Consider the following 13,484-nt stretch of genomic DNA (forward strand, 5'->3'; position numbering starts at 1 on the left):
CTTTTCGTTTGGAGCATCACTGGCCTGTTCGTCATTTGACGACTATATGGAAGTCATACGACGAACGGACCTCTGTCATGACCGCACTCGACCTCTACGCCCGACCCGACGCCCTGCCGGCCAGCGACGCCGCGCGGATCGGCCGGCTTCTGGGTCTCGGCGGCGCCGAGCCGCTGGACGATGTCGGGCTCGCCGATCAGGTGTCGCGTGGACTGAAGCCGACCTCCGCCGCTGCCCTGGGCCAGGTGATCGGCATGCCGCACGTCGTCGGCAGGCTGATCCCGGAGGCGACGTTGCGCCGGGCGCGGACGAACCGGAAGCCGCTGTCGCGCGAGATGAGCGAGCGACTTTACGAGGTCGGGCGGGTCGTCGACGCCGTCAGCCGCGCCTACCATGGAGACACCTCGGCCATCGTCCGCTTTCTGAACAGCCCGCATCAGCTGCTGGGCGGACGCACCCCCCTGGCGATGGCCCAGTCCAGCTCGGCCGGCGCCGACGCCGTCATCAATCTGATTCGTCGCGCCGACGCAGGTTTCGCCGTCTAGTCATGGTTCGCGTTCTGAGCGACGCGCTGAAGGCTTATCGCATCGGAGATCCGCGCGGTGAGCATCCCATCTGGAGCGACGGCGGCGCGCGTCTGGCGTCGGGGCGATGGCATGAGGCGGGCCAGCGGGTCATCTACGCCGCTGAACATTATTCTACAGCCATGCTGGAGAAGCTGGTCCACTTCGGCGGAGAACTGCCCAACGGTCAGCACTATGTTGAAATCAGCGTGCCTGCGGGCCTGTCCTATGAGGTGGTCAATCCCGATCTCGTTCCCGGCTGGGCCGAGCCGGGCGGGGCGGCGGCGCGCGCCTTCGGCCGCGACTGGTTCATGCAGGGTCGTTCGGCCGTTTTGATCGTTCCGTCTGTCGTCGCCCGCATGGAGCGCAACTTCGTCTTCAACGCCGCCCACCCTGATTTCGGACGGATCGCGGTCGGACTCGAAGTCCCCGTCTGGTGGGACCGCCGCCTGTTCAGCTGACGCCCTCAATCCAGTTTCAGCGCTTCGGCCAGCAGCCGGGCCTCGGCCGCGCGGCTGGAGCCGGAGCGCCAGGCGACGACGATTTCGCGGTGGGGCGGGACGCCGTCAGCCTGGTTCTCGAAGGGGCGGATGACGACGGACGGGGTGTCGGCCAGGCCGGCCTGGACCGCCATCCTGGGCAGGAAGGAGACGCCGAGCCCTGAGCCGACCATCTGGATCAGGGTGTGCAGGCTGGTGGCGGCGAAGACGTCGTCGCCGCGCGGCGCCTCTATGTCCAGGGCCGCCAGGGCGTGGTCGCGCAGGCAATGGCCGTCCTCCAGCAGGATCAGGTCCTGGGATTTCAGCGAACCGGGACGGATCGGGCCGGGGGCCGCCAGGGCGTGGTCGGCCGGGGCGGCGGCCAGGATCTCGTCGTCGCCGATCCGGGCGTGTTCGATCCCCGGCGCCTCATAGGGCAGGGCGATGACGGCGGCGTCGATCTGACCCGCCTTGAGCGCGGCGATCAGACGCGGCGTCAGATCCTCGCGGATGAAGAGCTTCAGGTTCGGATAGGCCGTCTTCAGCGACGGTAATTTGGCGGGCAGCAGGAAGGGGGCGACGGTCGGAATGACGCCCAGCCGGAACCGTCCCGACAGCGGACGGCCGGCGTTCTGGGCCGCCTCGACCAGATCCTCGGTCCGGGCCAGGACGTCCTCGGCCCGGCGCACGGCCTCGGCGCCGACGGCGGTCATGATGACGGCGCCGCGCGCCCGCTCGACCACGGGTGCGCCCAGGATCCGCTCCAGCTCCTGCACCCCGGCGCTGAGGGCGGGCTGGCTGACGTGGGCGGCCTCGGCGGCGCGGGAGAAACTGCCGTGTTCGGCCAGAAGCTTCAGATACTGAAGTTGGCGCAGGGTGGGGAGCATGGCGCGATACATAGGCTCGGCCTATGCAAAATACAAAGACAATCGATTGGAGTTATTCTCGGCCGCGTGTCCAATATCCCTCACATCACAGGGGCCATTGAGGCGCGCCGCGCGCGCCGTCTCGAAGCAGAAGGACACGCCGCATGACCACCGAAGCCAAATGCCCCTTTTCGGGCCGCACGACGGAGTCCGTCGCGGGCGGCGGCGTCCAAAACCGCGACTGGTGGCCAGGCCAGCTGCGCGTGGACCTGCTGAACCAGCATTCGTCCCGCTCCAATCCCCTGGGCGAGACGTTCAACTATCGCGAGGCCTTCGCCAAGCTGGACTATGAGGCGCTGAAGGCCGATCTGCGCGCCCTGATGACGGACTCCCAGGACTGGTGGCCGGCCGACTTCGGCCATTACGGGCCCCAGTTCATCCGCATGGCCTGGCACAGCGCCGGCACCTATCGCGTCGGCGACGGCCGGGGCGGCGGCGGACGCGGCCAGCAGAGGTTCGCCCCGCTGAACTCCTGGCCGGACAACGTCAATATCGACAAGTCGCGCCGTCTGCTGTGGCCGATCAAGCAGAAGTACGGCCAGGCCATCTCCTGGGCCGACCTGTTCATTCTGACCGGCAATGTGGCGCTGGAGACCATGGGCTTCCGCACCTTCGGCTTCTCCGGCGGGCGCGAGGACACCTGGGAGCCGGACCAGGACGTCTACTGGGGTCGCGAGACCACCTGGCTGGGCGGCGACGAACGCTATGCCCGCGGCTCGCACGGGGTGGACAAGCCGGCCGACGAGGCGGTTCTGGTCGCCGACGACACGGCCGACGGGGTCAAGCATACGCGCGACCTTGAGAACCCGCTGGCGGCGGTCCAGATGGGGCTGATCTACGTCAATCCGGAAGGACCGGACGGCAATCCAGATCCGGTGGCCGCCGCGCGCGACATCCGCGACACCTTCGCCCGAATGGCGATGAACGACGAGGAGACGGTGGCCCTGATCGCCGGGGGCCACACCTTCGGCAAGACCCACGGCGCCGGCCCGGCCGACCATGTCGGCCCCGAGCCCGAGGCCGACGAGCTGGAGGCGCAAGGGTTGGGCTGGAGCTCCAGCTACGGCAGCGGCAAGGCCGGCGACGCCATCACCAGCGGCCTGGAGGTCACCTGGACCCAGACCCCGGCCCAGTGGAGCAACTTCTTCTTCGAAAACCTGTTCGCCTTCGAATGGGAGCTGGAGAAGTCGCCGGCCGGCGCCCACCAGTGGGTGGCCAAGGATGCGGGCTTCATCATCCCCGACGCTCATGATCCGACCAAGATGCGTCGCCCGACCATGCTGACCACGGACCTGTCGCTGCGGTTCGACCCGGAATATGAAAAGATCTCGCGCCGCTTCCTGAACAATCCTCAGGCCTTCGCCGACGCCTTCGCCCGGGCCTGGTTCAAACTGACCCACCGCGATCTGGGCCCGCGCTCGCGCTACATCGGGCCGGAAGTCCCCAAGGAGGAGCTGGTCTGGCAGGACCCGGTTCCGGCCGTCGACCATCCGCTGATCGACGCCGCCGACGCGGCCGTCCTGAAGGCCCAGATCCTCGCCACGGGTCTGAGCGTCTCCGAACTGGTCGGCGTCGCCTGGGCCTCGGCCTCGACCTTCCGGGGCGGGGACAAGCGCGGCGGCGCCAACGGCGCCCGCATCCGCCTGGCGCCGCAGAAGGACTGGGACGTCAACCAGCCTGAACAGCTGGACCGCGTCCTGAAGACCCTGGAGGGCGTCCAGTCCGCCTTCAACCAGGCCCAGGTCGGCGGCAAGAAGGTCTCGTTGGCCGATCTGATCGTCCTGGCCGGAAACGCCGGGGTCGAGGCGGCGGCGCGCGCGGCCGGTCATGAGACGACCGTCCCCTTCAATCCGGGTCGGACCGACGCCCGCCAGGACCAGACCGACGTCGAATCCTTCGCCTATCTGGAGCCGGTCGCCGACGGATTCCGCAACTATCAGAAGGCCCGCTACAGCGTCCCGGCCGAGGCTCTGCTGATCGACCAGGCCCAGCGCCTGACCCTGACGGCGCCGGAGATGACGGTGCTGATCGGGGGCTTGCGCGCCGTCAACATCAATGTGCGGGGCTCGACCCACGGGGTGCTGACCGAACGGCCCGGCGTCCTGAGCAACGACGTCTTCGTCAATCTGCTGGACATGGGGGTGAAGTGGACCCCGACCAGCCCGGCGCGCGACGTCTTCGAAGGCCGCGACCGCAACACCGGCGCCCTGCGCTGGACCGGGACGCGCGTGGACCTGGTGTTCGGTTCGAACGCCGTGCTGCGCGCCTTGGCCGAGGTCTACGCCGCCGCAGACGCCCAGAAGAAGTTCGTCGAGGATTTCGTGGCGGCCTGGACCAAGGTCATGGAGCTGGACCGGTTCGACCTGCGCGGCTGATCGGGCTTTGAAGCAGAGGCGAAGGGGGCGGGCGTCGCAAGACGTCCGCCCTTATCCTTGTCTGATGAACTGTCACGCAGCGCCGTTAAACTGGGGCGACAGCAGGGGACGCCGCCATGACCACCATCGTAACGCTTCTGACGCCGGACTATGCGGATTGGGAGACCGCCCTGATCATGGCGGGGGCGCGCAGCCATTATGGGTTTGAGACCCTCTTCGCCTCGCCCGATGGGGAGGAGGTGGTGTCGGCCGGCGGCCTGTTGGTCGTTCCAAATCTCTCGATCGAAGACATCGAGGTGGACGAGATCGACGCCGTCCTGGTGAACGGCGGCTCCATCTGGCGCCAGCCCGGCGCGCCGGACGTCTCCGACCTGTTGCGCCGGACGCATGAAGCCGGAAAGACGGTGGGCGGCATCTGCGACGGAACCCTGGCCCTGGCGCGCGCGGGCCTGCTGGACGACCGGCCCCATACCGCCAACGGGCCAGACAGCCTCTCCGTCACCGGCTACGGCGGGGCGGCCCATTACCGCGACCAGCCTCACGCCGTTCTGGCCGACCGGGTCGTCACGGCGGCGGGCACGGCGCCGGTCAGCTTCATGGGGGCGGTGCTGGACTCGCTGGGGCTTAAGAGCGCCGAGCTGGACGCCTATCTCAGCCTGTTCGGCGCGGAACACCTCGCCCCGGTCAGCGCAGCCTGATCTCGTACAGCTGGGGCCAGCGCTTGCCGGTGACGAACAGCCGCTTGCCCGCGGCGTCCCAGGCGATGCCGTTCAGGACGTCGTCGTTCGGGTCCAGGCCCGCGTCCTTGGGGACCAGGTCCGTCAGGTCGATGAAGGCCTTCACCACCCCGGTCTCCGGGTCGATGCGGGCGATGCGGTTGTCCTGCCACAGATTGGCGAAGACCTCGCCGTCGATCCATTCCAGCTCATTGATCTGGTCCAGCGGCCGGCCGTCGGCGGTGACGGAGATCCGGCCGGTCTCGGCCAGGGTGTCGGGATCGAGGAAGCGGATCTGATCGGTGCCGTCGCTCATGATCAGTCGGCGTCCGTCGGTGGTCAGCCCCCAACCCTCGCCCGGATAGGAGAAGCCGCCCAGGGGCGAGAAGTCCTCCAGCTTGAAGATGAAGCCGATGTGGTTGCGCCAGGTCAGATTGTAGAGCTTGCCGTTCAGGGCGGCCAAACCCTCGCCGAAATAGACGGTGGGCAGGTCGCGCCGACGCAGGATTTCGCCGTCCTCCAACCGCACCTGGCGCACCGACGACGGATAGAGGCCCGTGCTCTCGTAAAGGGCGCCGGCGTGGAAGAAGAGGCCCTCGGTGAAGGCCGTCCGGTCATGCGGATAGGCGTGCACCACCTGATAGGCCTGGGTCGGAACCTCGGCCCGAACGGGCAGGGTCGCGCCCACCGCCAGCAGCAGGCCGACGATCAGGCCGGCGAAGCGCAGGGGCGGGCGCGGCATGGTCAGGCGCCTTCGGCGGCGGCTTCCGCCTCGGCCTTGCGGGCGCGGGCCTCGGCGCGTTCGGCTTCGGCGCGCGCGGCCTCGGCCTTTTCCTTCTTGGAGGCGGAGCGACGGCCCAGCATGTTCAGGGCCTCGACCCCGGCCGAGAAGGCCATGGCGGCGTAGATATAGCCCTTGGGCACATGATAGCCGAAGCCGTCGGCGATCAGCACCATGCCGATCATCAGCAGGAAGCCCAGGGCCAGCATGACGACGCTGGGGTTGTCGTTGATGAAGTTCGCCAGCGGGTCGGCGGCCAGCAGCATCACCGTCACGGCGACCAGGACGGCGACGACCATGATGGGCAGGTGCTCGGTCATGCCCACGGCGGTCAGGATGGAGTCGATCGAGAAGACCAGGTCCAGCAGGATGATCTGGAAGATGGCCGCCCCGGCGTTGGTGATCATCACGTCCTTCTTGTCCATGACGTCATGGGTGGGCGTGGGATCGACCGTGTGGTGGATCTCCTTGGTGGCTTTCCAGACCAGGAACAGGCCGCCCGCGATCAGGATCAGATCCTTCCACGAGAATTCGTTGCCCGCGACGGTGAAGACCGGCTGAACCAGGCCCACCAGCCAGGCGATGATCGACAGCAGGGCCAGGCGCATGACCAGGGCCAGGCCGATGCCGATGCGCCGCACCTTCTGGCGCTGATGCTCGGGCAGTTTGTTCGACAGGATCGAGATGAAGATCAGATTGTCGATGCCGAGCACGACCTCCATCACCACCAGGGTCACCAGGGCCGCCCAGGCGGCCGGGTCGGAGAGAAGGGGCAGGATGCTGTCGAGCATGGAATGTCCAGGAGGGGAAAGGCGTCGGCGGGAACAGCTAGGCCCGGCTCAGGTTCCGATCAAGCGCGGGGGTGCGGCGCAATGGTCGCACCCTGGCTCACCGCGCGGCGAAGGTCACATCGACCACCAAGGGGAAGTGGTCCGAGATCACCTGGCCCGAAAAGGAGTCCGTCAGCACGCCGAACCTTTCCACCGCCAGGCGGGGATCGACGAAGACATGGTCGATGGGCGCCCCGTCCGCGGCCTTGGCGAGGTCGAAGCCGTTATAGGTGGTCGAAGGGCCGAAGACGACGGGGCTGACGGTGCGGGCGTCACGCAGGCCGGCCGACACGATCCGGCGATAGGGGGCGCTGTCGGGCCCGGTGTTGAAGTCGCCCAGCAAGACCACGGCCGCCGTTTCGCCCTCGGCGGTCGCAGGCGGCAGGTCGGCCGCCAGGGCGGCGCACTGTTCACGGGCGACCACGCCGACATGGTCGAAATGGGCGTTGCGGACGTCCAGCAGACGACCGTCGGAACGGTCGCGCAGCACCACCCGCGTCAGGGTGCGGGGCAGGGCCGCGTCCCAGCCCTTCGAAGGGCGATCCGGGGTCGGCGAACACCAGAGAGTCTGTTTGCGGACGACCTCGAACCGGTCGCGTCGCCAGAACAGGGTGGCGGTCTCGCCCCCCTCGGCCCCGTCGTCGCGACCCAGGCCGTAGTGGTCGTAGTCCGGCGCTTGTTCGGCCAGATAGGCGACCATGGGAATCAGGGCCTCCTGAACGCCCAGCACGTCCGGGGCGAAGAAGGCGATCTGACGCGCCATGTGCGGGCGCCGTTCGGGCCAGTTCGGCCGATCGTCAGGGGCGTCGTAGCGGATGTTGTAGCTCATCAGCCGGATCGGCTGGGGCTCGGGCGTTGCGAAAGGCTCGGCGCGGGCGGCGGCCGTTCCCGTCAGGACGGTGACGAGAGCGATCATCAGGACGCGGAACTTCATGGCGAATCTCTAAGACAACGAGAAGAAAGACGAATGTCGCACGGGGCTATGACCGAGGTGCGACGCCGGGTGCGGCTTCTTCACCCTTCACGCAATGTTGCGAGCGGCAAAACCCCGTGCTATCAGGCGCCCGGCTTGAAGGGGGCGTATTCACCAATACGGCCTCTATCGTGCTTTCCGCAAGCATTTCAAGCTTTTGACCGTTGCGACCCTCGCAGTCGGTCGCGACCCTGACACAACGACCTCGGACCCTAATCAGTGGCTGATGATTTCAGAACGACGGAAGTCGGCGATCGCTACGCACAGGCGCTGTTTGATCTGGCGCTGGAAACCGGCCGCCTCGACGCCGTTCGCGCCGACGTCGTCTCGCTGAAGACCGCCTGGATCGAGAGCGCCGATCTGCGCCGCCTGGCGACCTCGCCGGTCATTTCGGCCGAGGATCAGGTCAAGGGCCTGACCGCCGTCGCCGCCAAGGCCAGGTTCGAACCGAACACCGTCAACTTCCTGGGGCTGCTGGCCCAGAACGGCCGCGCCCGTGATCTGGCCGCCGTGATCGCCGGTTTCGAGCGCCTGTACGCCAAACACGCCGGCGTCGTCGCCGCCGAGGTGATCTCGGCCCAGCCGCTGGACGACAAGCAGCTGACCGCGATCAAGACCGCCCTGAACAAGAGCCTGGGCAAGGCGCCGGAACTGACCACGCGGGTCGATCCGGCCATCCTGGGCGGCCTGAAGGTCAAGGTCGGCTCGAAACTGTTCGACGCCTCGCTGAAGACCAAGCTCGACCAGATGAAGTTCGCCCTAAAGCGCGCGTAAGCGCCGCCCCCGTCCACCCGATTGTCGGCGCCTGAACGGCGCAACCGCAAAAAGACTGAAGAACAGAGAGCCCGTCATGGACATCCGCGCCGCTGAAATCTCGGCCATCCTCAAGTCGCAGATCGCCAACTTCGGCGTCGAAGCCGATGTCTCCGACGTCGGCAGCGTGCTGTCGGTCGGCGACGGCATCGCCCGCATCCACGGTCTGGACAATGTCCAGGCCGGCGAAATGGTCGAATTCACCAAGGCCGGCGTCAAGGGCATGGCCCTGAACCTGGAACGCGACAATGTGGGCGCCGTGATCTTCGGCGCCGACGCCGCCATCGCCGAGGGCGACGACGTGCGCCGCCTGGGCGAGATCGTGGACGTGCCGGTCGGCAAGGGCCTGCTGGGCCGCGTCGTCAACCCGCTGGGCGAGCCGATCGACGGCAAGGGTCCGATCCAGTTCACCGAGCGCCGCCGCGTGGATGTCAAGGCGCCGGGCATCATCCCCCGCAAGTCGGTCCATGAGCCGATGCAGACCGGCCTGAAGGCCATCGACACCCTGATCCCCGTCGGTCGCGGCCAGCGCGAGCTGATCATCGGCGACCGTCAGGTCGGCAAGACCGCCGTCGCCGTCGACACCATTCTCAACCAGAAGAACGTCAACAAGTCCGACGACGAGAGCGCCAAGCTCTACTGCATCTACGTCGCCATCGGTCAGAAGCGTTCGACCGTCGCCCAGATCGTGAAGACCCTCGAAGAGTCGGGCGCTCTGGAATACACCATCGTCGTCGCCGCCACGGCCTCGGAACCGGCCCCGCTTCAGTTCCTGGCGCCCTTCGCCGGCACCGCCATGGGCGAGTTCTTCCGCGACAACGGCATGCACGCCCTGATCGTCTATGACGACCTGTCCAAACAGGCTGTGGCCTATCGTCAGATGTCGCTGCTGCTGCGCCGTCCGCCGGGCCGCGAAGCCTATCCGGGCGACGTCTTCTACCTGCACAGCCGCCTCTTGGAGCGTTCGGCCAAGCTGAACGAGGACTATGGTTCGGGCTCCATGACCGCCCTGCCGATCATCGAGACCCAGGCCAACGACGTTTCGGCCTATATTCCGACCAATGTGATCTCGATCACCGACGGCCAGATCTTCCTGGAATCGGACCTCTTCTATCAGGGCATCCGTCCGGCCGTGAACGTCGGCATCTCGGTGTCGCGCGTGGGCTCCTCGGCCCAGACCAAGGCGATGAAGAAGGTCGCCGGCACCATCAAGGGCGAACTGGCCCAGTATCGCGAGATGGCCGCCTTCGCCAAGTTCGGCTCGGACCTGGACGCCTCGACCCAGAAGCTGTTGGCCCGCGGCGCCCGACTGACCGAGCTGCTGAAGCAGCCCCAGTATTCGCCCCTGTCGATGGAAGAGCAGGTCGTCTCGGTCTACGCCGGCACGCGCGGCTATATCGACGGCATCGCGGTCAGCGACGTCGGCCGGTTCGAGAAGGAGCTGCTGGCGCGCATCCACGCCAACCACGCCTCGCTGCTGGAAGGCATCCGCACCAAGAAGGATCTGACGGCGGAGCTGGAAGCCGAGCTGAAGGATATCCTGGCCGCCTTCGTCAAGACCTTCGCCTGAGTTCAACCGGATAAGCTGAGAGAGTAGCGCCGGATGGCCAGCCTCAAGGAAATGCGCAATCGGATCGGAAGCGTGAAAGCCACGCAGAAGATCACGAAAGCCATGCAGATGGTCGCCGCGGCCAAGCTGAAACGCGCCCAGGACCAGGCCGAAAGCGCCCGGCCCTATGCGAAGAAGATGGCCTCGGTCATCGCCAACCTGGCCGCCGGCGTCTCGGGCGCCGATGCGCCGCGCTTGCTCGCCGGCACGGGTCAGGACCAGCGTCACCTGATCGTGGTGGCGACGGCGGACAAGGGTCTGGCGGGCGGTTTCTCGACCAACGTCATCCGCGCCGCGCGCGAACGGATCAACAGTCTGATCGCGAACGGCAAGGACGTGAAGATCATCGCCGTCGGCCGCAAGTCGCGCGATCAGCTGTCGCGCCTGTACGGCGACAAGCTGGTCCGCACCTTCGAACTGAGCGAGCACAAGACGGTGGGCCTGCCCTCGGCCCAGCCGATCGCCGAGATGATCGCCACGGCCTTCGAGGACGGTCAGGCCGATGTGGTCACCCTGTTCTACAGCCAGTTCAAGTCGGTGATTTCCCAGGTTCCGACCGCCAAACAGCTGATCCCGGCGGTGGTCGAGGGCGACGCGGCCCCGATCGACCTGAACGGCGCGGTCTATGAATACGAGCCCTCGGAAGAGGAAATCCTCGAGACCCTGCTGCCGCGCAACCTGACGACCCAGATCCTGGCCGCCCTCTATGAGAACCAGGCGGGCTTCTTCGGGTCGCAGATGGCGGCGATGGACAATGCGACGCGCAACGCCGGCGACCTCATCAACGCCCTGACGCTGCAGTACAACCGCAAGCGCCAAGCCCAGATCACCACCGAGCTGATCGAGATCATCGCCGGCGCCGAAGCCCTCTGATCCCGACCGAACAGACATTCCGATACGGACCCCAGCCATGACCGACACCGTCGCCCCCAAGAAGCCCGCCGCCCGCAAGCCGGCCGTCAAGAAGGCCGCCGCGCCCGCCGCCCCTGTCTCCGCCGTCGCCACGGGCCGCATCGCCCAGGTCATCGGCGCCGTCGTCGACGTCGAGTTCGACGGCCATCTGCCGGCCATCCTCAGCGCCCTGCACACCCAGAACGTCGACCAGAAGACGGGCGAGCCCTTCACCCTGGTGCTGGAAGTCGCCCAGCACCTGGGTGAGAACATGGTCCGCGCCATCGCCATGGACACGACCGAGGGCCTGACCCGCGGCCAGCCCGTCACCGACACCGGCTCGTCGATCCAGGCGCCGGTCGGCCCCGGCACCCTGGGCCGCATCATGAACGTCGTCGGCCAGCCGATCGACGAAGCCGGCCCGATCAAGACCGAGCTTTACCGTCCGATCCACAAGGAGGCCCCGAGCTTCGACGAGCAGTCGACCTCGGCCGAGATCCTGGTCACCGGCATCAAGGTCATCGACCTGATGTGCCCCTATACCAAGGGCGGCAAGATCGGCCTGTTCGGCGGCGCCGGCGTGGGCAAGACCGTGACCATGCAGGAGCTGATCAACAACATCGCCAAGGCCTACGGCGGTTATTCGGTTCTGGCCGGCGTGGGCGAGCGCACCCGCGAAGGCAACGACCTGTATCACGAGATGATCGAGTCCAATGTGAACGTGGACCCGGCCAAGAACGGCGGTTCGACCGAGGGCTCCAAATGCGCCCTGGTCTACGGCCAGATGAACGAGCCCCCCGGCGCCCGCGCCCGCGTCGCCCTGACCGGCCTGTCGATCGCGGAATATTTCCGTGACGAGGAAGGCAAGGACGTCCTGCTGTTCGTCGACAACATCTTCCGCTTCACCCAGGCCGGTTCCGAAGTGTCGGCTCTGCTGGGCCGCATCCCCTCGGCCGTGGGCTATCAACCAACCCTGGCGACCGAGATGGGCAACCTGCAAGAGCGGATCACCTCGACCAAGAAGGGTTCGATCACCTCGGTCCAGGCCATCTACGTCCCCGCCGACGACCTGACCGACCCGGCGCCCGCCGCCTCTTTCGCCCACCTGGACGCGACGACCGTTCTGAGCCGTGACATCGCCGCCCAGGCCATCTTCCCGGCCGTGGACCCGCTGGACTCCACCTCGCGGATCATGGACCCGCTGGTGATCGGCGAGGAGCACTACAACGTCGCCCGTTCGGTTCAGGAAGTCCTGCAGCAGTACAAGGGCCTGAAGGACATCATCGCCATCCTGGGCATGGACGAGCTGTCGGAAGAGGACAAGCTGATCGTGGCCCGCGCCCGCAAGATCCAGCGCTTCCTGTCCCAGCCCTTCCACGTGGCTGAACAGTTCACCAACACCCCCGGCGCCTTCGTCGACCTGAAGGACACGATCCGCTCGTTCAAGGGCATCGTGGCCGGCGAGTACGACCACCTGCCGGAAGCGGCCTTCTACATGGTCGGCCCGATCGAAGAGGCCGTCGCCAAGGCCGAGAAGATGGCGGCGGAAGCCTGATCATGCGCAAGGCTCTCGCCAGCCTCATTCTCTTTTGTCTGGCCTCGCCCGTTTCGGCGCGGGCACAGGCTGATGGAGATTTTGAAGCTATGGCGGGAGCTTGTGCTGCCTTTCTGGCTGATGGTCGATTCCCGGCCTTGATCGATGAAGGCGCGTTCTTTGAACAGAGAGGTTTCAAAGGCGCGGCTTCTACCGTCAAGGCCGATGAAGTCTCCCGCACCTACACCCGTTCCGGCACGCCGATCGATCCCGTTCGGATCATGGTCGGGCGTCCGGCCGAAACGGGTAGGGAGACCTGCTCTATTTTGGACCTGAATGGGCCGGAAGCGGGGGACGAATTCATCGCCAAGACGCGCGCTCAGGCAGACTGGGCGTTCAACAGCGAGTCAAACGACGGCAACGGAAAGGGCGTCCTGTTTGAGAGGAACGCTGGCGGGGCCGTGATCTATCTGGCGATTTGGGGTACGGGTGCGGCTTACCCGGTTTCCATCGCCTCCTATCAAATCGGAACATCGGACTGATGGCTGGCAAACTCAACTTCTCCCTCGTCTCGCCGGAACGCGAGGTCTTCTCCGGCCTCGTGGACCAGGTGGACGCGCCGGGCGTCGAGGGCGACTTCGGCGTCCTGCCGGCCCACGCCCCCTTCATGACCGCCCTGCGCGAGGGTCTGGTGACCGTCTATGTCGGCGGGACCAGGACCCAGTACGACGTCAAGGGCGGCTTCGCCGACGTCAACGGCGAAGGCCTGACCATCCTGGCCGAACAGGCGACTGAGGTCGTCGCGGCCTGATCCTTTCTCAGGGTCGTAAAGAGTGAGGCCTCCCGTTTCGGCGGGGGGCCTTTTTCTTTGCCCTCTCCCGCTTGCGGGGGAGGTGTCGCGTCGATCGCGAAGCGATCCAGCGACGGAGGGGGAGGTTTCACTCCGGAAGAAGACTTCCCCCATCGTCAGCCGTCTCGCTCCGCTCGACGAGCT

The 13,484-nt window shown here is 66.7% G+C and carries 14 protein-coding genes; 10 read left to right on the forward strand and 4 right to left on the reverse strand.

Translation table 11 applies throughout. The features are described 5' to 3' along the window. Positions 1-77: 77 nt before the first annotated feature. On the forward strand, positions 78-545 hold the full coding sequence (locus tag ACZ5M6_RS04335) for an antitoxin Xre/MbcA/ParS toxin-binding domain-containing protein (RefSeq protein WP_464159761.1): 468 nt from the start codon (positions 78-80) through the stop codon (positions 543-545). Between the two features lie 2 nt (positions 546-547). Then, positions 548-1,024, forward strand: a complete 477-nt coding sequence (locus ACZ5M6_RS04340; protein WP_182713404.1) for an RES family NAD+ phosphorylase — start codon at positions 548-550, stop codon at positions 1,022-1,024. A gap of 5 nt (positions 1,025-1,029) precedes the next feature. Here the strand turns inward: ACZ5M6_RS04340 and ACZ5M6_RS04345 are convergent, their stop codons facing one another. Then, on the reverse strand, positions 1,030-1,929 hold the full coding sequence (locus tag ACZ5M6_RS04345) for a hydrogen peroxide-inducible genes activator (protein ID WP_054766817.1): 900 nt from the start codon (positions 1,927-1,929) through the stop codon (positions 1,030-1,032). A 143-nt stretch (positions 1,930-2,072) separates the two neighbouring features. On the opposite strand from ACZ5M6_RS04345, the gene katG reads away from it, so the two are divergent. Next, positions 2,073-4,343, forward strand: coding sequence for a catalase/peroxidase HPI (gene katG, locus ACZ5M6_RS04350; protein ID WP_464159762.1), 2,271 nt, complete (start codon positions 2,073-2,075; stop codon positions 4,341-4,343). 116 nt (positions 4,344-4,459) lie between these two features. Beyond that, positions 4,460-5,041 carry a DJ-1/PfpI family protein gene (locus ACZ5M6_RS04355; protein WP_464159763.1) on the forward strand — a complete coding sequence of 194 codons (582 nt, stop codon included), beginning with the start codon at positions 4,460-4,462 and terminating at the stop codon, positions 5,039-5,041. Here the strand turns inward: ACZ5M6_RS04355 and ACZ5M6_RS04360 are convergent. The 3 genes from ACZ5M6_RS04360 to ACZ5M6_RS04370 all read right to left on the reverse strand — a co-directional run bounded on the left by ACZ5M6_RS04360 (position 5,028) and on the right by ACZ5M6_RS04370 (position 7,604). Further along, on the reverse strand, positions 5,028-5,801 hold the full coding sequence (locus ACZ5M6_RS04360) for a glutaminyl-peptide cyclotransferase (RefSeq protein WP_464159764.1): 774 nt from the start codon (positions 5,799-5,801) through the stop codon (positions 5,028-5,030). The genes ACZ5M6_RS04355 and ACZ5M6_RS04360 overlap by 14 nt on opposite strands. Positions 5,802-5,803: 2 nt before the next feature. Continuing rightward, positions 5,804-6,631, reverse strand: a complete 828-nt coding sequence (locus tag ACZ5M6_RS04365) for a TerC family protein (RefSeq protein WP_082382597.1) — start codon at positions 6,629-6,631, stop codon at positions 5,804-5,806. A 97-nt stretch (positions 6,632-6,728) separates the two neighbouring features. Further along, the gene (locus ACZ5M6_RS04370; protein ID WP_464159765.1) at positions 6,729-7,604 is read right to left on the reverse strand and encodes an endonuclease/exonuclease/phosphatase family protein; all 876 of its coding nucleotides are present in this window, start codon (positions 7,602-7,604) and stop codon (positions 6,729-6,731) included. Positions 7,605-7,862: 258 nt separating this feature from the next. Here ACZ5M6_RS04370 and ACZ5M6_RS04375 point away from each other — a divergent pair, with 258 nt between their 5' ends. From ACZ5M6_RS04375 to ACZ5M6_RS04400, 6 genes are all read left to right on the forward strand, one after another. Next, positions 7,863-8,417, forward strand: coding sequence for a F0F1 ATP synthase subunit delta (locus ACZ5M6_RS04375; RefSeq protein ID WP_464159766.1), 555 nt, complete (start codon positions 7,863-7,865; stop codon positions 8,415-8,417). A gap of 76 nt (positions 8,418-8,493) precedes the next feature. Beyond that, positions 8,494-10,026: a F0F1 ATP synthase subunit alpha gene (gene atpA / locus ACZ5M6_RS04380; RefSeq protein WP_409616664.1), complete on the forward strand. Its 1,533-nt coding sequence runs from the start codon at positions 8,494-8,496 to the stop codon at positions 10,024-10,026. A 33-nt stretch (positions 10,027-10,059) separates the two neighbouring features. Further along, positions 10,060-10,938, forward strand: coding sequence for a F0F1 ATP synthase subunit gamma (locus tag ACZ5M6_RS04385; protein WP_054764639.1), 879 nt, complete (start codon positions 10,060-10,062; stop codon positions 10,936-10,938). 37 nt (positions 10,939-10,975) lie between these two features. Continuing rightward, positions 10,976-12,511: a F0F1 ATP synthase subunit beta gene (atpD, locus tag ACZ5M6_RS04390; protein WP_464159767.1), complete on the forward strand. Its 1,536-nt coding sequence runs from the start codon at positions 10,976-10,978 to the stop codon at positions 12,509-12,511. 2 nt (positions 12,512-12,513) lie between these two features. Further along, positions 12,514-13,032, forward strand: coding sequence for a hypothetical protein (locus tag ACZ5M6_RS04395; RefSeq protein ID WP_182713410.1), 519 nt, complete (start codon positions 12,514-12,516; stop codon positions 13,030-13,032). Continuing rightward, positions 13,032-13,301 (forward strand): ATP synthase F1 subunit epsilon, encoded by a 270-nt coding sequence (locus ACZ5M6_RS04400; protein WP_054764641.1) that lies wholly within the window; start codon positions 13,032-13,034, stop codon positions 13,299-13,301. The genes ACZ5M6_RS04395 and ACZ5M6_RS04400 overlap by 1 nt, the downstream gene beginning before the upstream one ends. Positions 13,302-13,484: the final 183 nt, after the last annotated feature.

This window comes from Brevundimonas sp. Br13 (assembly GCF_055391505.1).